Origin of the sequence: Pseudomonas sp. GM78, from assembly GCF_000282475.1 — a bacterium.
GTDB lineage: Bacteria > Pseudomonadota > Gammaproteobacteria > Pseudomonadales > Pseudomonadaceae > Aquipseudomonas.
This window is the reverse complement of the sequence record NZ_AKJF01000223.1, coordinates 1-20,850: the sequence shown is the minus strand read 5'-3', so window position 1 is coordinate 20,850 and position 20,850 is coordinate 1. Positions and strand designations below refer to the sequence as shown.

The window sequence follows — 20,850 nt, the reverse complement described above, 5'->3', positions numbered from 1 at the left end:
ACGGTGTGATTGTTTCGGACATAAAAAAGCCCCGCCCGGGATTACCGGGCGGGGCTTTTCATTAGCCGAGGGAATCAGACGAGAGGTTTAGGCTCGTGCTCTTTTTCCTGGGCTTTCTCGTGTTGCTCAACCGCTTCCTGAACGGAGCGAGGTGCTTCGGCAATCACCGACTCAGCCGGCTCGGCAGCGACTTCGGCAGCCGGGGCAGACGCCTCGACCACTTCGGCAGCAACCGGTGCTGGCTCGGCAGCGACAACCTGGGCAGCAGCGGCCGTCTGTTCGGCTTCCTTCTGCAGGCGCTCTTCTTCACGCTTGCGGCGACGCACTTCACGTGGGTCGTTCGGTGCGCGGCCACTTGGCGTCAGGGCGCTGACAGGTGCGGCTTCTACCACTGGAGCAGGCTCTTCAGCAACAACCGGAGCTTCAACCACCGGAGCGGGCGCTTCGGCAACCACCGGCGCTTCAACCACTGGAGCAGGCTCGGCAGCGGCAACCACTGGCTCGGAAACCACTTCAGCTTCAGTAACCGGCGCTGGAGCAGGAGTTTCGGCTGCGGCTGGCTCGGCAACCCAGTTGAACGCCGTTTGCTCTTCGCGAACTTCACGAACAGTTTCAGTCACGGTTTCAGAAACGGTTTCGCTAACCGGTTCTGCAATCACGGCTGGCTCAGCGGCAGCTTCAACCACTGGCTGTACTTCTGGCGCTGCTGCCACTTCGATTTCCGGCGAAGCGGTGGTTTCGACCGGAGTCGTCGCTTCCACGACTGGCGCTTCGACCGGAGCCGTTTCCAGGGTGGCGGCGGTGGCGCGTTCGGCTTGCTCGTTGGCCTGTGCTTCGGCCGGAGCGCTGATCACGCTGCTGGCAACGGCTGCGGTAACAGCCAGGCCAGCGGCCAGGTCAGCAGTGCTTGGTGCTTCATTGTTATCGCCAGCTTCGGACTCGTCCGAACCTTCGATCACGTTGCCGTTGGCATCACGCTGACGCTCGCGACGGTTGCTGCGACGACGCTGACCACGGGAGCGGCGGCGTGGACGATCGCCTTCGGCGCCTTCCTGACCCTCTTCCTGCAGTTGCTCTTCGTTGCCGGTCAACTCTTCTTCGGCCACGGCAGCGGCTTGTTCGGCACGTGGTTGACGTTCTTCACGCGGTGGGCGTGGAGCGCGTTCTTCGCGTGGCGGACGGGCCGGGCGTTCTTCAGTGGTAGCGACAGCAGCGGCAGGAGCAGCGGCAGGCGCGACGGCGTCGAGAGGCTCGCGCAGTTCACGCACACGCTCTTCACGCTCGCCACGTGGCTTGCGATCTTCGCGTGGGGCGCGTGGAGCACGTTCTTCACGAGGCGCGCGTGGTGCGCGTTCTTCACGAGGGGCACGTTCTTCGCGGGCTACGACCGGCGTTTCTTCACGGGTTTCACGAGGCTCGCGGACTTCACGCGGCTGGCGCTCTTCGCGTGGGGCGCGTTCCTCACGGGGGGCGCGCTCTTCACGAGGCTTGCGTTCTTCATCGCGGCGACCGGTACGGGTGCGGCTCTGCTGGCGACCGTTGCGACGTTCTTCATTGCTACGGGCTGGGCGCTCGGGGGCAGCCGGTTTCTCGACCACGGCCGGAGCGACAGGCTCTTCCTTGCCGGCGAACAGGCTGACCAGCGACTTCACCAGGCCTTTGAACAGGCTTGGTTCTGGTACGGCGACAGGCGCGGCAACCGGAGTGGCGACGACTTCGGTCGGAACCGGAGCATTGGCGCGGGCGGGAGCGGTCTTGACCGCGGCTTCCTGGCGTACCAGGGTGCGGGTCGCGGCAGCTGGCTGCACTTCTTCCACTTCGGCAGCGGCAGCAGCGATTTCGTAGCTGGACTGGTTGATCGCCGCTTCCGGGCTGTCATCACGCAGGCGCTGCACTTCGAAGTGCGGCGTTTCGAGGTGATCGTTCGGCAGGATGACGATGCGGGCACGGGTGCGCAGTTCGATCTTGGTGATCGAATTGCGTTTTTCGTTGAGCAGGAACGCGGCCACCGGGATCGGCACTTGGGCACGAACTTCGGCGGTACGGTCTTTCAGGGCTTCTTCTTCGATCAGGCGCAGGATCGCCAGGGACAGCGATTCAACGTCACGGATGATGCCGGTGCCGTTGCAGCGCGGGCAAACGATGCCGCTGCTTTCACCCAGGGATGGACGCAGGCGCTGACGGGACATTTCCAGCAGGCCGAAGCGCGAGATGCGACCGACTTGCACGCGAGCGCGGTCGGCTTCCAGGCATTCGCGGACTTTTTCTTCCACGGCGCGCTGGTTCTTGGCAGGGGTCATGTCGATGAAGTCGATGACGATCAGGCCGCCGATGTCGCGCAGGCGCAACTGACGGGCGATTTCTTCGGCGGCTTCAAGGTTGGTCTGCAGCGCGGTTTCTTCGATGTCGCTGCCTTTGGTGGCGCGCGCCGAGTTGATGTCGATGGACACCAGGGCTTCGGTCGGATCGATCACGATGGAACCGCCGGAAGGCAGTTCGACGACGCGCTGGAAAGCGGTTTCGATCTGGCTTTCGATCTGGAAACGGTTGAACAGCGGTACGCTGTCTTCGTACAGCTTGATCTTGCTGGCGTACTGCGGCATCACCTGGCGGATGAAGGTCAGGGCTTCGTCCTGGGCTTCAACGCTGTCGATCAGCACTTCGCCGATGTCCTGGCGCAGGTAATCGCGGATCGCGCGGATGATCACGTTGCTTTCCTGGTAGATCAGGAAAGGCGCGGAACGATCCAGCGAGGCTTCTTTGATGGCGGTCCACAGCTGCAGCAGGTAGTCGAGGTCCCACTGCATTTCTTCGCTGCTGCGGCCAAGGCCGGCAGTGCGAACGATCAGGCCCATGTCGGCCGGGGCAACCAGGCCATTGAGGGCTTCACGCAGTTCGTTGCGCTCTTCACCTTCGATGCGACGGGAAATACCGCCGGCACGCGGGTTGTTCGGCATCAGGACCAGGTAACGACCGGCCAGGCTGATGAAGGTGGTCAGGGCTGCGCCCTTGTTGCCACGCTCTTCTTTTTCGACCTGGACGATGACTTCCTGGCCTTCGCTCAGGACGTCCTTGATGTTGACGCGGCCTTCAGGGGTTTTCTTGAAGTATTCGCGGGAGATTTCTTTGAGGGGCAGGAAGCCGTGGCGCTCAGAGCCGAAATCGACAAAGGCAGCCTCCAGGCTTGGTTCGATGCGAGTGATCCGGCCTTTATAGATGTTGGCCTTCTTCTGCTCGCGTGCACCGGATTCGATGTCCAGGTCGTAGAGGCGCTGGCCATCTACCAGTGCAACACGCAACTCTTCGGGTTGAGTTGCGTTAATCAGCATTCTTTTCATGTAGTACCGTCGGTTTCCGGGCTGCCGGAAACGGCGTTCGGCACACACGACTTCTCATGGTCGGTGTCAGGTGCGTCGGGAGTGGTTGGCCATTCCCGTGTCCAGCGATGTCCGGCCAATGTGGGCCTTTGTCGCGACGTACGCGTCCTGCTTGCTGTGGCTACTTAAGCACTCAGTCAGGAGGAGGAATCAACCGGCGGCTGTGGACGAGATGAAGCGTCTTGATAAAGCCTATTGCTACACAGGCCAGCGGTTGTGCATCTCCACCCTACACGTATCCCTGATAATTCGGGTGCTGCCGCGCGCAGAATCCGCAGCGGGTTGGCATTTACCGTGAGCTCCGAAAGGGGAGGTCACGCATCATGGCTAATTTAGGCGTTGTTTCCGAAGCCTTTCGCTCGGGGTCATCCGCAGCTGACTGCACTTTGTGAACTGGCCATGAATATTGGCTCGAAAAGCGAGTGGAAACTCTGCTTCGCGGTTTGATTCAGGCCTCATGTCACCTGCGCTTGTTACAGTTGCAAACTCCACCGTTACGTAGCGAAAGCCCCGTAGGACGGCCTCGCGTCCTGGTGAATTGCGTTGGTCAGGGCCGGTTTTTGACCGTTGGTCCGCTGGCCAGACCGCTTTTGGCGGCGTTCGCGACTATAGCAGTAATGATTAAGTGCTTCAATTCCATAAAAAATTGTTATCATCCGCGCCATGACGACGACTACCCCCCCGACTCCAGGCGTACAACTGCTTGAGGTCTCGCCGGAATATGCCGGCCAACGTATTGATAACTTCCTTCTCGCTCGGCTCAAAGGCGTGCCCAAGACCTTGATTTACCGCATTTTGCGCAAAGGCGAAGTGCGAGTGAACAAGGGCCGGATCAAGCCCGAATACAAGCTGCAGGCGGGCGATATCGTGCGCGTGCCGCCGGTTCGCGTGCCTGAGCGCGACGAGCCGGTACCGCTGGCCCAGGGGCTGTTGCAGCGCCTGGAAGCCTCGATTGTCTTCGAAGACAAGGCCCTGATTGTGATCAACAAGCCCGCCGGCATTGCGGTGCATGGTGGTAGCGGCCTGACTTTCGGGGTGATCGAAGCCTTTCGTCAGTTGCGCCCCGATTGCAAGGAACTGGAACTGGTTCACCGTCTCGACCGTGACACGTCCGGCCTGTTGATGATCGCCAAGAAGCGCAGCATGTTGCGCCACCTGCACACCGCATTGCGCGGTGATGGCGTGGACAAGCGCTACATGGCGCTGGTGCGTGGCAATTGGGCGAGCTCGATCAAGCAAGTCCGCGCGCCGCTGGGCAAGAGCAACCTGCGCTCCGGCGAGCGCATGGTCGAGGTCGACGAGGAGGAGGGCAAGGAGTCCGTGACCGTGTTCAAGGTCCTGCGCCGCTTCGGCGACTTTGCCACCCTGATCGAAGCCAAGCCCATCACCGGCCGGACTCACCAGATCCGTGTACATACCTTGCACGCCGGGCATTGCATCGCTGGCGACACCAAGTATGGCGAGGAAGGTTTCAGCAAGGAAATCCGCGATCTGGGCGGCAAGCGCCTGTTCCTGCATGCCTACATGCTGACGGTGCCGTTGCCGGATGGTGGCGAACTGAAATTGCAGGCGCCTGTCGACGAAATGTGGGCTAAAACCGTGGAGCGCCTGAGTGCACCCATCTGATTACAAGCTACTGATTTTCGATTGGGACGGCACGCTGGCCGATTCCATTGGCCGGATTGTCGAGGCAATGCACGTGGCGTCGCAGCGCTCCGGGTTTGAGCTGTGCGATGACTTTGCCGTCAAGGGCATCATCGGCCTGGGGCTGCCGGAGGCGATTCGGACCCTGTATCCCGACATCGGCGATGCGGAGCTGATAGCCTTTCGTCAGCACTACGCCGACCACTACATCGCTTCGGAAGCGCAGCCTTCGCCCTTGTTCGAGGGTGTGGTCGAGTCCCTCGAAGCGTTTCGTGCCGAGGGTTATCAACTGGCCGTGGCCACGGGCAAAGCCCGTCGCGGGCTGGATCGGGTGCTGAAGTCTCACGGTTGGGAAGATTACTTCGATATCACCCGGGCCGCCGACGAGACGGCCAGCAAGCCCCATCCGTTGATGCTTGAGCAGATACTTGCCCATTGTGATGTGCGTGCGGATCAGGCCCTGATGGTTGGCGACTCGTCCTTCGATTTGCAGATGGCACGCAACGCGGGCATGGATTCGGTGGCGGTCAGCTACGGCGCGCAATCAATCGAAGCGCTGAAGCTGTTCGAGCCGCGACTGGCCATCGATCGTTTTTCACAATTGCATGCCTGGCTGAGTCAGCGGGCCTAATACGTTATTGCTGGGGTAGATGGCATGGCCGACGAATGGAAGGCGCCCGCCAAGGCGAGCGCAGAGAGCGGTGACGAAAAAAGCTGGAAGCTGTTGGAAAAAACCCTGCTGGCCGGTGTGCAGGAGCAGCGTCGCTCCCGGCGCTGGGGGATTTTCTTCAAGTTACTGACCTTCGTGTACCTGTTCGTCGCGTTGGCGCTGTTCACGCCGCTGATGGACATCGAGAAGGCTGCTACCCGCAGCGGCAATTACACGGCGTTGATCGACGTCAATGGCATGATTGCCGACAAGGAGCCGGCCAGCGCCGACAACATCGTCGGTAGCCTGCGAGCCGCCTTCGAAGACGAAAAGGTCAAGGGCGTCATCTTGCGCATCAACAGCCCGGGCGGCAGCCCGGTGCAGTCAGGTTATGTCTATGACGAGATCCGTCGTCTGCGTGGCCTGCATCCGGATACCAAGCTCTACGCGGTGATTTCCGATCTGGGCGCTTCCGGCGCGTATTACATCGCCAGTGCGGCGGACCAGATCTATGCCGACAAGGCGAGCCTGGTGGGCTCCATCGGGGTGACGGCGGCCGGGTACGGGTTTGTCGGCACCATGGAGAAGCTGGGTGTGGAGCGTCGCACCTACACCTCGGGTGAGCACAAGTCCTTCCTCGATCCGTTCCAGCCGCAGAAGCCTGAAGAAACGGCGTTCTGGCAGGGCGTGCTCGATACCACGCACAAACAGTTCATCAACAGCGTCAAGCAAGGCCGTGGCGATCGCCTGAAGGACAAGGAGCACCCTGAGCTGTTCTCCGGGCTGGTCTGGTCGGGTGAGCAGGCGTTGCCGCTAGGCTTGGTCGATGGCCTGGGTAACGCCAGTTATGTTGCGCGGGATGTGATCGGCGAAAAAGAGCTGGTGGACTTCACCGTTCAGGAATCGCCGTTCGATCGCTTCTCGAAAAAGCTCGGTGCCAGCGTGGCTGAGCATCTGGCGATGTGGATGGGGTTTAACGGTCCGTCGCTGCGTTAAGTGTTTCAAGGTCAAAAGATCGCAGCCTGCGGCAGCTCCTACACAGATCACCCGTAGGAGCTGCCGAAGGCTGCGATCTTTTGCTTTTTAAGGGATTTGCACGCCTTCGGTGAGAAGCATATCGACAAGGCGAATAAGCGGCAGGCCAACAAGGCTGGTGGCATCAGGCCCCTCGGTACTCTGAAACAGGCTCACCCCCAGTCCCTCGGCCTTGAAGCTGCCAGCGCAGTCGTAGGGTTGTTCGGCGCGCAGATAGCGTTCGATGCGTTCGCTGTCGAGTGTGCGCATGTGCACCGTGAAAGGTACGCAGTCGACCTGGCAGTGACCGGTCTGGCTGTTCAGCAGGGCAAGGCCAGTCAGGAACGTCACGCTGGCGCCGCTTGCGGCCAGCAGTTGCTCGCGGGCTTTTTCGAAAGTGTGGGGCTTGCCGATGATCCGTTCGCCCAGCACCGCGACCTGGTCGGAACCGATAATCAGATGAGCGGTATGGCTGGCAGCCAAGGCGCGAGCTTTCTCTTCGGCGAGGCGTTTGACCAGATCGATGGCGGATTCACCAGGGCGATGGCTTTCGTCGATGTCCGGCGAGCTGCAGCTGAATGGCAGCTGCAGGCGGGCCAGCAAATCCCGGCGATAGACCGAGCTTGAAGCGAGTAATAAAGGCAGCATGCGCAACTCCAAATGGCAGGCGAGAATTCTAGCGAGGCTTCCAAGTGACGGACAGGGCTGAATTTCCTTTGACATGGGCGGGTGCATCCCTATAATGCTGCGCCTATGTTGAATGACCCGATTCCACCTCACGTTGACCCGCGCAAATTGGCTGATCGTGGCACCACCCTCCAAGGTGAAATGCTGCTGGCCGATTTGAAGAGACTCTGCGACCCGCTTTCCGACAATGTCGGTACGGTGCAGGCTAAATTCGTTTTTGAACGAGATGAACGTAAATCTGTGGTCATCCACAGCTTTATCGACACTGAAGTCAAAATGGTTTGCCAGCGTTGTCTTGAGCTGGTCACCCTGCCGATCCATAGCGAATGCAGTTACGCTGTGGTGAAGGAGGGTGCGAATACCCAGTCGTTACCGAAAGGTTATGACGTGCTGGAACTGGGCGAAGATCCTTTGGATCTGCAGTCACTGATCGAGGAGGAGCTTCTGCTCGCCTTGCCCATTGTGCCTGCTCATCATCCGGAAGAATGCCAGCAGCCGGCGGGAGCAGATGAGCCCGAACCGAGCGAGGACGAGGTAACGCGGTCCAACCCGTTCAGTGTATTGGCGCAGTTAAAGCGTGACCCAAACGTTTAGGAGTTAATCAATTATGGCTGTTCAGCAGAACAAAAAATCCCGCTCTGCCCGTGACATGCGCCGTTCGCACGACGCTCTCGAGGCTAGCACCCTGTCTGTAGAAAAAACCACCGGTGAAGTTCACCTGCGTCACCACGTATCGCCAGAAGGCGTATACCGTGGCCGTAAAGTGATCGACAAGGGCGCTGACGAGTAATCACTTGTCCGCTCAAGTCATCGCGATTGACGCAATGGGCGGGGACTTCGGTCCCCGCAGCATTGTCCAGGCCAGTATTGCTTGCCTGTCTGCTACGCCCTCGCTGCACCTGACCCTCGTCGGTCAACCCTCCCTCCTTGAAGAATTGATCGCTGGCCATTCGGCTGTGGATCGCGCGCGCCTGTCGATTGCTCCAGCGTGCGAAGTCATCGCCATGGACGAAAAACCTGCCCAGGCCCTGCGCGGCAAACCCGACTCGTCAATGCGCGTGGCGCTTGAATTGCTGCGCGACGGCAAGGTCCAGGCCTGTGTCAGCGCCGGTAACACCGGGGCGCTGATGGCGCTGTCGCGATTTGTGCTCAAGACCTTGCCGGGCATTGATCGACCAGCCATGGTGGCGGCGATCCCGACGCAGAAAGGTTACTGCCAGCTGCTCGACCTTGGCGCCAATGTCGATTGCAGTGCCGAGCATCTGTTGCAGTTTGCGGTGATGGGCTCGGTCGCTGCAGAAACCCTGGGCATCGTGCGTCCGCGCGTGGCGTTGCTGAACATCGGCACCGAGGACATCAAGGGCAACCAGCAGGTCAAGCTCGCTGCAACCTTGCTGCAAACTGCCCGTGGCATCAATTACATCGGTTTTGTCGAAGGCGACGGGTTGTACCGTGGCGAAGCGGATGTCGTGGTGTGCGATGGTTTTGTCGGCAACATCCTGCTCAAGTCCAGCGAGGGCCTGGCCACCATGATTGCCGGGCGCATCGAGGCGTTGTTCAAGAAAAACCTGCCGTCACGCATGGTCGGAGCCTTGGCCTTGCCGCTGATGAAGCGCCTGAAGGCCGACCTGGCACCGGCGCGACATAACGGCGCGAGCTTCCTCGGTTTGCAGGGGATTGTCGTAAAAAGTCACGGTTCTGCAGGGGTGCAGGGCTTTCAAAGTGCCATTTCCCGTGCTCTGATCGAGATTCAGGAAAACCTGCCGGAACGCATCCACGGTCGTCTGGAGGATTTGTTGCTTTAGGCGTTTTCGTCGGACAATGCTTAAATGTGACCGCTTGGTTCAAATGGCCATCCAACTCTCAGTTTCTTGCGTCCCCCTGAGCGGGACGTCAATTCTCCGACGACAAGATCATTAGGGGCTTGTTACATGTCTGCTTCCCTCGCATTCGTCTTTCCGGGACAGGGTTCGCAGTCCCTCGGCATGCTGGCCGAGTTGGGCGCGCAACACCCGGTCGTCCTCGACACGTTCAAAGAAGCTTCCGATGCCCTGGGTTATGACCTGTGGGCGCTGACCCAGCAAGGGCCGGAAGAACAACTCAACCAGACCGATAAGACCCAACCGGCGATTCTGACCGCTTCGATCGCCCTGTGGCGTCTGTGGCTGGCTGAAGGTGGTGCGCGCCCGGCTTATGTGGCCGGTCACAGCCTGGGTGAATACAGCGCTCTGGTGGCGGCTGGCAGCTTGAGCCTGGCGGACGCGGTAAAGCTCGTCGAGCGCCGTGGCCAACTGATGCAGGAAGCCGTGCCGGCCGGGCAGGGCGGCATGGCTGCCATCCTCGGTCTGGAAGACGCCGACGTACTGGCTGCCTGTGCCGAAGCGGCGCAAGGCGAAGTGGTGAGCGCGGTCAACTTTAACTCCCCGGGGCAAGTGGTCATCGCCGGTGCCAAGGCCGCGGTCGAACGTGCCATCGAAGGCTGCAAGGCACGTGGCGCCAAGCGCGCCATGCCGCTGCCGGTCAGCGTGCCGTCGCACTGCGAGCTGATGCGCCCGGCGGCCGAGCGTTTCGCCGAATCGATCGCCGCGATCGATTGGCAGGCCCCGCAGATCCCCGTGGTACAGAACGTCAGCGCCCAGGTGCCGACGGATCTGGAAACCCTCAAGCGTGATCTGCTCGAGCAACTGTACAAGCCAGTACGCTGGGTAGAATCCGTGCAGACCCTGGCCGCCAAAGGCGCGACCAATCTGGTGGAATGCGGCCCGGGCAAAGTACTGGCCGGTCTGAACAAGCGCTGCGCTGAAGGCGTATCGACTTCCAATCTCAACACCCCAGACGCTTTCGCTGCCGCCCGCGCAGCGCTGGCCTGAATCAGGAGAAGCTTGCATGAGTCTGCAAGGTAAAGTTGCACTGGTCACCGGTGCGAGCCGCGGTATCGGCCAGGCCATCGCCCTGGAACTGGGTCGTCAGGGCGCCATCGTTGTGGGCACCGCGACCACAGCTTCCGGTGCCGAGCGCATTGCCGCCACCCTGAAGGAAAACGGCATCCAGGGCACCGGCCTTGAGCTCAATGTCACCAGCGACGAGTCCGTTACCGAGGTGCTGAAGAACATTCAGGCCCAGTTCGGTGCGCCAGCGATCCTGGTCAACAATGCCGGCATCACCCGCGATAACCTGATGATGCGCATGAAAGACGACGAGTGGCATGACGTGGTCGATACCAACCTGACCAGTCTGTTCCGCCTGTCCAAGGGCGTTTTGCGCGGTATGACCAAGGCCCGTTGGGGACGAATTATCAGTATTGGCTCGGTTGTGGGTGCCATGGGCAACGCAGGCCAAGTAAACTACGCTGCCGCCAAGGCCGGCCTGGAAGGTTTCAGCCGCTCACTGGCGCGTGAAGTCGGTTCGCGTTCGATTACGGTAAACTCGGTGACCCCAGGGTTCATCGACACCGATATGACCCGCGAATTGCCCGAGGCACAGCGTGAAGCCTTGCAGACGCAGATTCCGCTGGGTCGTCTGGGGCAAGCTCAAGAGATCGCGTCTGTGGTCGCTTTTCTTGCGTCGGACGGTGCGGCTTACGTTACTGGGGCTACAATCCCGGTGAACGGCGGGATGTACATGAGTTAAATGTGACGGATCGTTTCAAAAAAATGTCATACGAGCTGTCTAAAATCCGTTATAAAGCTGCAATCTATTTATAGGCAGAGGGTCACCGGGTTTGAGGAGTGAAGCTTTCAGTTGAAAAGCTGAAAAGTCTTTCTATACACTTACCCACTGGCCAGCTGCCTGAATTTGTCCATTAGGAGTGAAAACAAGGTATGAGCACCATCGAAGAGCGCGTCAAGAAAATCGTTGCCGAGCAACTGGGCGTTAAAGAAGAAGAAGTGGTCAACACTGCTTCCTTCGTTGAAGACCTGGGTGCTGACTCCCTTGACACCGTTGAGCTGGTGATGGCTCTGGAAGAGGAATTCGAGACCGAAATCCCTGACGAAGAAGCTGAGAAGATCACTACTGTACAAGCTGCAATCGACTACGTTACTGCCCACCAGGCGTAATAGTTTGTAATCGTTGCTCGCTGTCATGGAAAAACCGCACTGCCATCACGGCGTGCGGTTTTTTCTTTAGGCCTGATGCAAAGTCGTCATTTGAAAAAAGGAGAGTGCTGTGTCGCGTAGACGCGTCGTAGTCACCGGTATGGGTATGTTGTCGCCACTGGGCACGGATGTGCCGAGCAGCTGGCAGGGCATTCTGGCTGGCCGCAGTGGCATTGGTCTGATCGAACACACCGACCTTTCTGCCTATTCCACCCGTTTTGGCGGCTCGGTAAAGGACTTCAAAGTCGAGGAATACCTGTCGGTCAAGGAAGCTCGCAAGCTCGACCTGTTCATTCAGTACGGTCTGGCCGCAGGTTTTCAGGCAGTGCGCAATGCCGGTCTGGAAGTGACCGATGCCAACCGTGAGCGCATCGGCGTGGCCATGGGTTCGGGTATCGGTGGACTGACCAACATTGAAGAAACCAGCCGCACCTTGCATGAGACCGGTCCGCGACGGATTTCTCCGTTCTTCGTGCCTGGTTCGATCATCAATATGATTTCCGGTTTCCTGTCCATCCACCTGGGGGCACAGGGGCCTAACTATGCCATCGCCACGGCGTGTACCACCGGTACGCACTGCATCGGCATGGCTGCTCGCAACATCATGTACGACGAAGCCGACGTGATGATCGCCGGCGGCGCCGAAATGGCCGCCTGCGGCCTGGGTATGGGTGGTTTCGGCGCTTCCCGCGCCCTGTCGACCCGCAACGACGAGCCGACCCGCGCCAGCCGTCCATGGGACAAGGGCCGTGATGGCTTCGTATTGTCCAATGGCGCCGGTGCGCTGGTACTGGAAGAGCGGGAACACGCCAAGGCCCGCGGCGCGACCATCTATGCCGAACTGATCGGTTTCGGCACCAGTGGCGATGCCTACCACATGACTTCGCCGCCAGCCGATGGCGCGGGGGCTGCACGTTGCATCACCAATGCACTGCGAGACGCCAAAATCAATGGCGATCAAGTGCAGTACATCAATGCCCACGGCACCTCGACGCCGGCTGGCGACCTTGCTGAAGTCAATGCGATCAAGTCGGTGTTTGGCGAACACGCCTACAACCTGGCCGTGAGTTCGACCAAGTCGATGACCGGGCACTTGCTGGGCGCGGCGGGCGCGGTCGAAGCCATCTTCAGCGTGCTGGCGATCAACAGCCAGGTGGCACCACCGACCATCAACCTCGATGAGCCGGACGAAGGCTGCGACCTCGACTTCGTGCCGCACACTGCGCGCAACATGGATATCGATGTAGTCGTGTCCAACTCCTTCGGTTTTGGCGGCACCAACGGTTCGCTGGTGTTCCGCCGGTTCGCAGGCTGATGGACAGCTGGGTCGACGGTCAGCCGGCTGACGCATTGTCGCTGAAGGATCGCGGCCTGGCCTACGGCGACGGTCTGTTCGAGACCATCGCCGTGCATGATGGCTTTCCGGTCCTGCTGGATCGACATCTGGTGCGCCTCGCCAGGGGCTGCCGACGGTTGGCAATCAATCTGGATCAGGCTGTCGTGGTCGCGGAATTGTTGACCTATGCCGAGCAACTGAACGAAGGCGTGCTCAAGCTGATCGTTACCCGCGGCGACGGCCAGCGTGGTTACGCTTTCGATCCTTCGGCCCAGGCTCGTCGTATCCTGTCGGGTAATCCTCCTGCGGTTTACCCGGATGCCCATGCCGAGCAGGGCATTCGCCTGTTCCCGTGCACCACCCGACTTTCCTTCCAGCCCCTGCTCGCAGGTCTCAAGCACCTGAACCGTCTGGAGCAGGTGATGGCGCGTGCCGAATGGCAGGACACCGAACATGCCGAAGGCTTGATGCTCGATCAGGCCGGTCGCGTGATCGAGGGCGTGTTCAGCAACCTGTTCCTGGTGCATGACGGCGTGTTGATCACCGCGGATTTGAGCTACTGCGGCGTAGAAGGTGTGATGCGTGCCGAGTTGTTGTCCCAGGCCGAGTCCTTGGGTATCCCCCTGCAAATCACTGATATCACGCTCGAGCAGCTGCAGGGCGCTGACGAAGTGTTTGTCTGCAACAGCGTGTATGGCGTTTGGCCGGTGCGCGCCTATGCCGCACTGAGCTGGCCGGTTGGGCCGCTCACCCGTAAACTCCAAACCATTGCCCGCGCGCTACTGGATGCTTGATACGTGAGACGTAAATTCTTGCTGCTGCTGGAAACCGGACTGGTTCTGGCGGGGCTGATGTTAGGTGCTTCTGCCTGGAAAATTCATTCGGCACTGGTGCAACCGCTGAATATCACGCAGGAAGAACTGCTGGAGGTACCCAAGGGCACCACCCCGAACCGCACCTTACTGCGGATGGAAGCCGACGGCGTCATCAAGGACGCGTTCTGGCTGCGCGTCTATTGGCGCTTCAACTTGCCCAAACAGCCATTGCACAGCGGTGAGTACCGCATGACGCCCGGCATGACCGTGGAAGGCCTGATCGACCTGTGGAAACGCGGGGAAATGGTTCAATACAGCCTGACCCTGGTCGAAGGCTGGAATTTCCACCAGGTCCGTGCGGCCCTGGCCAAGGAAGAAAAGCTCGAGCAAACCCTGAACGGCCTGAGCGACAGCCAGGTCATGGACAAGCTCGGCCATAGCGGGATTTTCCCCGAGGGGCGATTCTTTCCCGATACCTATCGCTTCGTGCGTGGCATGACCGACACCGAGTTGCTGAAAACCGCTTACCAGCGCCTCGACGAAGTGCTGGCCAAGGAGTGGAGCCAGCGTGCGGCCGACCTGCCTTATTCCGGGCCCTATCAAGCCCTGATCATGGCCTCGCTGGTGGAGAAGGAAACCGGCGTGCCACAGGAACGCGGGCAGATTGCCGGCGTGTTCGTGCGTCGCATGGAAATCGGCATGCTGTTGCAAACCGACCCGACGGTGATCTATGGCCTGGGTGACCGGTATAACGGCAAGCTGACTCGCGCCCATCTCAAGGAAGCGAACCCTTACAACACCTACATGATTTCCGGTCTGCCGCCGACCCCGATTGCCATGGTCGGCCGCGAAGCCATCCACGCGGCGCTCAATCCGGTGGAGGGCACCAGCCTCTACTTCGTGGCGCGCGGTGACGGCAGCCATGTGTTCTCCGATGATCTGGACGCGCACAACAATGCCGTGCGAGAGTTCCAGCTCAAGCGCCGCGCCGATTACCGCTCCAGCCCGGCGCCGGTGAGCACGCCCGAAACGCCTGATACCCAGGCGCTGCCGACCGAGGCACCGCCAACGGAGGTGCCGCAATCTGAAGTTGCGCCAACCGAAACGACGCAACCGCAGCCTCCCGAGGCCCAGGCTCCTGTCCCGGCGGCTTCGCCCGATACCGCGCCCGAGGCTGCACCTGCAGAGCCAGCGCAAGAGCCCGTGCCTGAACCTGCTGCCGCACCGCAAGCGCAACCGAACACAACAACGCCGCAAAGCCCGCAATGAATCTGACTAAGGACTGCCTGTGACTGGCTTGTTTATAACGCTGGAAGGCCCGGAAGGCGCCGGCAAGAGCACCAATCGCGAATACCTGGCCGAGCGCCTGCGCGCTGCCGGTATCGAGGTGGTGCTGACCCGCGAACCTGGCGGCACGCCGCTGGCCGAACGCATCCGCGACGTGCTGTTGGCGCCGGTCGATGAAGTCATGAACCCGGACACCGAGTTGTTGCTGGTGTTCGCCGCGCGTGCCCAGCACCTGGCCGAAGTCATACGCCCGGCGCTGGCCCGTGGTGCCGTGGTGTTGTGTGATCGCTTCACCGATTCGACCTACGCCTACCAGGGCGGTGGCCGCGGCTTGTCACTGGAGCGCATTGCAACGCTGGAAGCCTTTGTCCAAGGTGACCTGCGCCCCGACTTGACGCTGATTTTCGACCTGCCGGTGGAAGTGGGCCTGGCGCGCGCCAGTGCCCGCGGTCGCCTGGATCGCTTTGAGCTGGAAGGCCGGGCCTTTTTCGATGCCGTGCGCAGTGCTTTCCTCCAGCGCGCGGCAGCGCAGCCTGCGCGTTACGTGCTGATCGACGCCGCGCAGCCGTTGGCGCAGGTTCAGCAATCCCTGGATGCCCTGCTGCCGCGCCTGCTGGAGTTGAGCCGTGGCTGAAGCCTATCCATGGCAGGACAGTCTCTGGCAGCAACTGGCGGGTCGTGCGCAACACGCCCATGCCTATTTGCTGCATGGCCCGGCCGGGATCGGCAAACGGGCCTTGGCCGAGCGCCTGATGGCCAGCCTGATGTGCCAGCGTCCGACCGCGCAGGGTGCGTGTGGCGAATGCAAGTCGTGCCTGTTGCTCAAGGCCGGCAGTCATCCCGATAACTACATCCTGGAGCCGGAAGAAGCCGACAAGGCGATCAAGGTCGACCAGGTGCGCGACCTGGTCAGTTTCGTGGTGCAGACCGCGCAACTGGGTGGGCGCAAAGTGGTGCTGATCGAGCCGGTCGAGTCGATGAACATCAACGCCGCCAACGCCTTGCTCAAAAGCCTTGAGGAACCGTCTGGCGACACCGTGTTGCTGTTGGTCAGCCACCAGCCTAGCCGCCTGTTGCCGACCATCAAGAGTCGCTGTGTGCAGCAAGCCTGTCCGCTGCCGGGCGAGGCCATGAGCCTGGACTGGCTGGCCACGGCCTTGCCGGACTGTTCGCAGGAAGAACGCATCGAATTGCTGACCCTGGCCGCCGGTTCGCCGTTGGCCGCCGTCAACCTGAACGCCCAGGGCGTGCGCGAGCAGCGCGCGCAAGTGGTCGAAGGGGTGAAGAAGTTGCTCAAGCAGCAACAATCGCCGACACAACTGGCGGAGGGCTGGAATGCGATTCCGTTGTTGCTGCTGTTCGACTGGTTCTGTGACTGGTCGAGCCTGATCCTGCGCTACCAATTAACCCAGGATGAACAAGGGCTGGGGCTGACGGACATGCGCAAGGTGATTCAGTACCTGGCGCAGAAAACCGCCCAGGACAAAGTCCTGAATATCCAGGACTGGATTCTCGCCCAGCGCCAGAAGGTGTTGAGCAAAGCCAACCTCAACCGGGTGTTGTTGCTGGAGGCGCTGCTGGTGCAATGGGCGACGCTGCCTACCCAGAGGTGACCGTCGGCGCCTGGATTCTGAGCATCAAGCGACATTGACGGCGATAATACTGTATGCAGTCGAATCGAAACCCACCTGGCCGGAGCCCTGAAATCCGGCCGTCCCACTCATACGAAGTAAGTTGCAGCCCTTTTTATGCTCGTAGATTCCCATTGTCACCTTGATCGCCTCGACCTCGCCGCCCATGACGGCTCGCTGGATGCCGCCCTCGATGCGGCCCGCCAGCGTGGGGTAGGGCACTTCCTGTGCATCGGCGTCAGTGCTGACAACGCGGCCGACGTCAAAGCCCTGGCCGAACGCTATGACGATGTCGATTGTTCGGTCGGTGTGCATCCGCTGGATGTGCAGCCCGGTGCGGCCCCTGCGCTGGACTGGCTGTTGCACGAGCTCAATCATCCGCGCGTGGTGGCGATCGGTGAAACTGGCCTGGATTATCACTACGAGCCGGAAGCGGCCGAGTTGCAGCAGCAATCTTTCCGCTTGCACCTGCAAGCGGCCCAGCAGACCGGCAAGCCGGTGATCATCCACACCCGGGGCGCGCGCGCCGATACCTTGAACCTGTTGCGTGAGGCGGCGCTGCCCCAGGCGGGTGTGCTGCACTGCTTCACCGAAGACTGGGACATGGCGAAAGCTGCGCTGGACATGGGTTACTACATTTCCCTGTCCGGGATTGTCACATTCCGCAACGCCGACGCGTTGCGCGACGTGGCGAGCAAGGTGCCGGCCGACCGTTTGCTGGTGGAAACCGACTCGCCGTACCTGGCGCCGATTCCGTACCGCGGCAAGCCGAACCTGCCGCAGTACGTACGCGAAGTAGCGGAGTTTCTGGCAATGTTGCGCGGTGAGCCTTACGAGCGATTTGCCGAGCAGACCACGGCGAATTTCAAGCGCCTGTTCCCGCTGGCGCATGTGAAAGGTTAAATCGCAGGCAAAAAAAACCCGGGTTCTGGGGGGTGAATCCGGGTTAAGACCATTAGGAGTAAAACAATGGCACGCGGTCCGTTGGTACCAATATCGGCGAGACACTTGGGGGAGATGCCCCGCCGACAGTTCAAGTATTGATCAGGATTTCGTACCGTCCAGTTTGTAGATCGCGGTTTTTAAACATATTTGGAATACGGGCGCTTCAGAAGAGTTCTCATCAACCGACGATGTGGTGAGAAATCATCAAGAAACACAGATATGGTCGGATGATCCGTGCATTTTTGCGCAATTTAGGCATAATACGCGGCTTCGAATTTTGACCCCTACAGACCTTTTCTTATGCATAAAGAACCTCGTAAGGTCCGTGAGTTTCGTCGCCGCGAGCAAGAAATTCTCGATACCGCGCTCAAGCTGTTCCTCGACCAGGGTGAAGACAGTGTCACCGTCGAGATGATTGCTGATGCTGTCGGTATCGGCAAAGGCACGATCTACAAGCACTTCAAGTCCAAGGCCGAGATCTATCTGCGCCTGATGCTCGACTATGAGCGCGATTTGAACGAGCTGTTGCATTCGGCCGATGTCGACAAGGACAAGGAAGCCCTGTCCCGCGCCTATTTCGAATTCCGCATGCGCGACCCACAGCGGTACCGGTTGTTTGACCGTCTGGAAGAAAAGGTCGTCAAGGGCAACCAGGTGCCGGAGATGGTCGAGGAACTGCACAAGATCCGCGCCTCGAACTTCGAACGCCTGACCTTGCTCATCAAGGGCCGGATCAGCGAAGGCAAGCTCGAAGACGTGCCGCCTTACTTCCATTACTGCGCGTCCTGGGCGCTGGTGCACGGTGCCGTGGCGCTGTATCACTCGCCGTTCTGGAGCAATGTGCTGGAAGACCAGGAAGGCTTCTTCCAGTTCCTGATGGACATCGGCGTGCGCATGGGCAACAAGCGCAAGCGCGACAGCGACACCCCGAGCAGCTGAGCCATTCAGCCGCCTTATTGCCCGTGATTTCGCTACATGGCGCAGTACCGCAGGAATATACTCAGGCAGAGGGCTTGCTAAAACTTGATTTGTGAGTCAAGTTTTAACGGCCCGAATATTCTTGCGCCGGAGTGATCATGATCGTTGACCGACAAGGCAGGCGTTTTCGCAATTTGCGAGTCAGCCTGACCTCAGCCTGCAATTACGCGTGTACCTACTGCGTGCCTAACGGCAAGCGGTTGGTGGCTGCGCAGGATGAATTGTCGGCCGAAGCCATGGCGCGCGGGGTGGCCTACCTGATCGAAGCGGCGGGTATCGAGCGCTTGCGCATCACCGGTGGCGAACCGCTGGTCAGCCCGAAACTCGAAGCCTTCATGGGTGCCGTCGGCCAGATGGGGCTGCAGGACATCAGCCTGACCACCAACGGCCAGCTGTTGGCGAAGAAGCTGCCGATCCTGGTGGATGCCGGCATTCGACGCATCAACGTTTCCCTCGATACCCTGGACGCCTCTGCGTTTCGCGGCATTGCCCGGGGCGGCGATCTGGCGACCGTGCTGGGCGGCATGGACCAGGCCCGGGCGGCAGGCATGAAGGTCAAGGTCAACATGGTGCCGCTGCGCGGCCAGAACCTCGATCAGGTGATGCCGCTGCTCGATTATTGCCTGGAGCGCGGCTTTGAATTGCGCTTCATCGAGTTGATGCGCATGGGCCACCTTGCCAGCGACTCCAATGCCTTCCTGCAGCAGTTTGTCAGCCTGCAACAGCTGCTGAGCCTGATCGGCGAGCGCTATGAGTATCTGCAGGCCGATGCGCCTGTCGATGCGACCGCCGTGCGTTATGAAATTCCGGGGCTGGGGCATTTCGGCGTGATCGCCAACGAAAGCGTGCCGTTCTGCCGCACCTGCTCGCGGTTGCGCCTGTCGTCCACTGGCTGGCTGCATGGCTGCCTGTCGTCAAGCAATCGCCACTATGTCGGCGATCTGCTGGATAAACCGCGTCATCAGGCGTTGCCGGCCTTGCAGCGGTTGTTGGTCAAGGCGTTGGGTGACAAGCAGGAAGTGGCGTTTTCCGGTGGTGCGACGGTCATGAAAATTATTGGCGGCTGACCCGGCCTCTTCGCGGGCAAGCTATCAATCGACGCCATTCCTGAGCTGGCGCAAAAGCTGCATCCCACGGCCATTCGCCGGTTTTCCGTCACCGGCCCCTGGAGGATAGGATGCGTAGCCTGGTTTTGCTGCTGGCCATTTTGGCGCTCGGTGGCTGCATGAATGTCAGCGACATGGCCGAAGGGACTCGCTACCACATGAGCGACGCCGGCCTGCTGGACCACAGCGACAGCCGCCGGGTGAACAACCTGCGCATTCAGCCCGACTCCTTCGTCTACATTGCCCAGGGCGCCTTTGTGCCGCCGGGCAGTGCCGTCTACCCGCGCCCCAACGTGATCGCCGAAGTCGCCTTCGATGGCTTTATCGAGTATTTCCCGATGGTCCGCCGCGCCCGCACCCCGCAAGGCCTTGACCAGGCCATGGGCGAGGCCCGTGCCGTCGGTGCCCATTACCTGCTCTATACCCGTTTCGCCAAGTCCGATGACCGCATCGGCAACTCGGATGAATGGCTGGATCAGGAAGCCGTGGATCGCCTCGGCATCGACACCGGCGTGATTCAGATCATGTTGATCGAGACCAGCACCCAGTATTTGATTGATACTGCACGTATCAAGAGTCGTGGGGGTCTGCTGACATTCCACGACGAAAAACCAGAAGACCTGATGGGCCCGCCGCTGCAGCAGTACGCGCGCAGCCTGCTGGGGCTCAGCGACCAGTAATTTCAAGGAGAACGCCATGAGTGGCCCGCAAAAAGCCAACGACCTGCTGGGGCAAATCCCCAAGACCCAAGGCTTGCCACCGGTCCACTTGTGGAACCCCGATTTCTGCGGCGACATCGACATGCGCATCGCCCGCGACGGCACCTGGTATTACCTGGGCACGCCGATCGGGCGCAAGCCGATGGTCAAGCTGTTCTCCACCATCATCCGCCGCGACGGCGATGACTACTTCCTCATCACGCCGGTGGAGAAGGTCGGCATCAAGGTGGATGACGCGCCTTTCGTGGCGATTGCGGTGGACGTGGAAGGCGAGGGCGAGGCGCAGGTTCTGCGCTTTACCACCAATGTCGATGAGACTGCTGAAGCTGGCAGCGAGCATCCGATTCGCGTAGTCATCGATCCCGACACACAAGAGCCGGCGCCTTACGTGCATGTGCGCACCAATCTCGAAGCGCTGATCCATCGCAATGTGTTCTATCAATTGGTGGAGCTGGCCGTTACCCGTGAGATCGATGGGCAGCAATGGCTGGGTGTGTGGAGTGGCGGTGAGTTCTTCCGCATCGGTCTCGAACCCTGACACATCCCCCCCCTGTGGGAGCGAGCC

21 protein-coding genes are annotated in these 20,850 nt (G+C 60.4%); 19 read left to right on the top strand and 2 right to left on the bottom strand.

Features of this window, described 5'->3' with window-relative positions; genetic code table 11:
- Positions 1-74 precede the first annotated feature (74 nt).
- Positions 75-3,338, bottom strand: coding sequence for a ribonuclease E (gene rne / locus PMI35_RS00530; protein ID WP_008066551.1), 3,264 nt, complete (start codon positions 3,336-3,338; stop codon positions 75-77).
- A gap of 702 nt (positions 3,339-4,040) precedes the next feature.
- On the opposite strand from rne, the gene rluC reads away from it, so the two are divergent.
- Genes rluC through PMI35_RS00545 form a run of 3 tightly spaced genes read left to right on the top strand, consistent with a single transcriptional unit; the run spans position 4,041 to position 6,666 of the window.
- The gene (rluC, locus tag PMI35_RS00535; RefSeq protein WP_008066549.1) at positions 4,041-5,003 is read left to right on the top strand and encodes a 23S rRNA pseudouridine(955/2504/2580) synthase RluC; all 963 of its coding nucleotides are present in this window, start codon (positions 4,041-4,043) and stop codon (positions 5,001-5,003) included.
- Positions 4,990-5,652: an HAD-IA family hydrolase gene (locus PMI35_RS00540; protein WP_008066547.1), complete on the top strand. Its 663-nt coding sequence runs from the start codon at positions 4,990-4,992 to the stop codon at positions 5,650-5,652. Before rluC ends, PMI35_RS00540 begins: the two co-directional genes overlap by 14 nt.
- Positions 5,653-5,676: 24 nt before the next feature.
- Positions 5,677-6,666, top strand: coding sequence for a S49 family peptidase (locus PMI35_RS00545; RefSeq protein ID WP_008066544.1), 990 nt, complete (start codon positions 5,677-5,679; stop codon positions 6,664-6,666).
- Between the two features lie 87 nt (positions 6,667-6,753).
- On the opposite strand, the gene PMI35_RS00550 is transcribed toward PMI35_RS00545, so the two are convergent.
- Entirely contained in the window at positions 6,754-7,332 is a 579-nt protein-coding gene (locus tag PMI35_RS00550) for a Maf family protein (RefSeq protein ID WP_008066541.1), read from the bottom strand.
- Positions 7,333-7,437: 105 nt separating this feature from the next.
- Between PMI35_RS00550 and PMI35_RS00555 the strand changes: the two genes are divergently transcribed.
- The 16 genes from PMI35_RS00555 (at position 7,438) to PMI35_RS00630 (ending at position 20,823) form a co-directional block, all read left to right on the top strand.
- Complete coding sequence (locus tag PMI35_RS00555) at positions 7,438-7,965, top strand: YceD family protein (protein WP_008066540.1); 528 nt, start codon at positions 7,438-7,440, stop codon at positions 7,963-7,965.
- Between the two features lie 13 nt (positions 7,966-7,978).
- On the top strand, positions 7,979-8,161 hold the full coding sequence (gene rpmF / locus PMI35_RS00560; RefSeq protein WP_003179396.1) for a 50S ribosomal protein L32: 183 nt from the start codon (positions 7,979-7,981) through the stop codon (positions 8,159-8,161).
- Between the two features lie 4 nt (positions 8,162-8,165).
- Entirely contained in the window at positions 8,166-9,176 is a 1,011-nt protein-coding gene (gene plsX / locus PMI35_RS00565; RefSeq protein WP_081504878.1) for a phosphate acyltransferase PlsX, read from the top strand.
- A gap of 126 nt (positions 9,177-9,302) precedes the next feature.
- Positions 9,303-10,241, top strand: coding sequence for an ACP S-malonyltransferase (gene fabD, locus PMI35_RS00570; RefSeq protein WP_008066535.1), 939 nt, complete (start codon positions 9,303-9,305; stop codon positions 10,239-10,241).
- A 16-nt stretch (positions 10,242-10,257) separates the two neighbouring features.
- Complete coding sequence (gene fabG, locus PMI35_RS00575) at positions 10,258-11,001, top strand: 3-oxoacyl-ACP reductase FabG (RefSeq protein ID WP_008066534.1); 744 nt, start codon at positions 10,258-10,260, stop codon at positions 10,999-11,001.
- Positions 11,002-11,192: 191 nt separating this feature from the next.
- Entirely contained in the window at positions 11,193-11,429 is a 237-nt protein-coding gene (gene acpP / locus PMI35_RS00580; protein WP_007987170.1) for an acyl carrier protein, read from the top strand.
- 109 nt (positions 11,430-11,538) lie between these two features.
- A complete protein-coding gene (fabF, locus tag PMI35_RS00585; RefSeq protein WP_008066532.1) occupies positions 11,539-12,783 on the top strand; it encodes a beta-ketoacyl-ACP synthase II in 1,245 nt (414 codons plus the stop codon).
- Positions 12,783-13,598, top strand: coding sequence for an aminodeoxychorismate lyase (gene pabC, locus PMI35_RS00590; RefSeq protein WP_008066531.1), 816 nt, complete (start codon positions 12,783-12,785; stop codon positions 13,596-13,598). Before fabF ends, pabC begins: the two co-directional genes overlap by 1 nt.
- Before the next feature lie 3 nt (positions 13,599-13,601).
- On the top strand, positions 13,602-14,888 hold the full coding sequence (mltG, locus tag PMI35_RS00595) for an endolytic transglycosylase MltG (RefSeq protein WP_008066530.1): 1,287 nt from the start codon (positions 13,602-13,604) through the stop codon (positions 14,886-14,888).
- Between the two features lie 19 nt (positions 14,889-14,907).
- The gene (gene tmk, locus PMI35_RS00600) at positions 14,908-15,540 is read left to right on the top strand and encodes a dTMP kinase (protein ID WP_008066529.1); all 633 of its coding nucleotides are present in this window, start codon (positions 14,908-14,910) and stop codon (positions 15,538-15,540) included.
- On the top strand, positions 15,533-16,519 hold the full coding sequence (locus PMI35_RS00605) for a DNA polymerase III subunit delta' (RefSeq protein ID WP_008066527.1): 987 nt from the start codon (positions 15,533-15,535) through the stop codon (positions 16,517-16,519). Before tmk ends, PMI35_RS00605 begins: the two co-directional genes overlap by 8 nt.
- Before the next feature lie 135 nt (positions 16,520-16,654).
- Positions 16,655-17,440: a TatD family hydrolase gene (locus PMI35_RS00610; protein WP_008066526.1), complete on the top strand. Its 786-nt coding sequence runs from the start codon at positions 16,655-16,657 to the stop codon at positions 17,438-17,440.
- 342 nt (positions 17,441-17,782) lie between these two features.
- The gene (locus tag PMI35_RS00615; protein ID WP_007945721.1) at positions 17,783-18,421 is read left to right on the top strand and encodes a TetR/AcrR family transcriptional regulator; all 639 of its coding nucleotides are present in this window, start codon (positions 17,783-17,785) and stop codon (positions 18,419-18,421) included.
- 137 nt (positions 18,422-18,558) lie between these two features.
- Entirely contained in the window at positions 18,559-19,527 is a 969-nt protein-coding gene (locus PMI35_RS00620; RefSeq protein ID WP_008066525.1) for a GTP 3',8-cyclase MoaA, read from the top strand.
- 110 nt (positions 19,528-19,637) lie between these two features.
- A complete protein-coding gene (locus PMI35_RS00625) occupies positions 19,638-20,246 on the top strand; it encodes a DUF4823 domain-containing protein (protein WP_008066520.1) in 609 nt (202 codons plus the stop codon).
- Positions 20,247-20,262: 16 nt separating this feature from the next.
- Positions 20,263-20,823 carry a DUF1285 domain-containing protein gene (locus PMI35_RS00630; protein ID WP_008066519.1) on the top strand — a complete coding sequence of 187 codons (561 nt, stop codon included), beginning with the start codon at positions 20,263-20,265 and terminating at the stop codon, positions 20,821-20,823.
- Positions 20,824-20,850 lie beyond the last annotated feature (27 nt).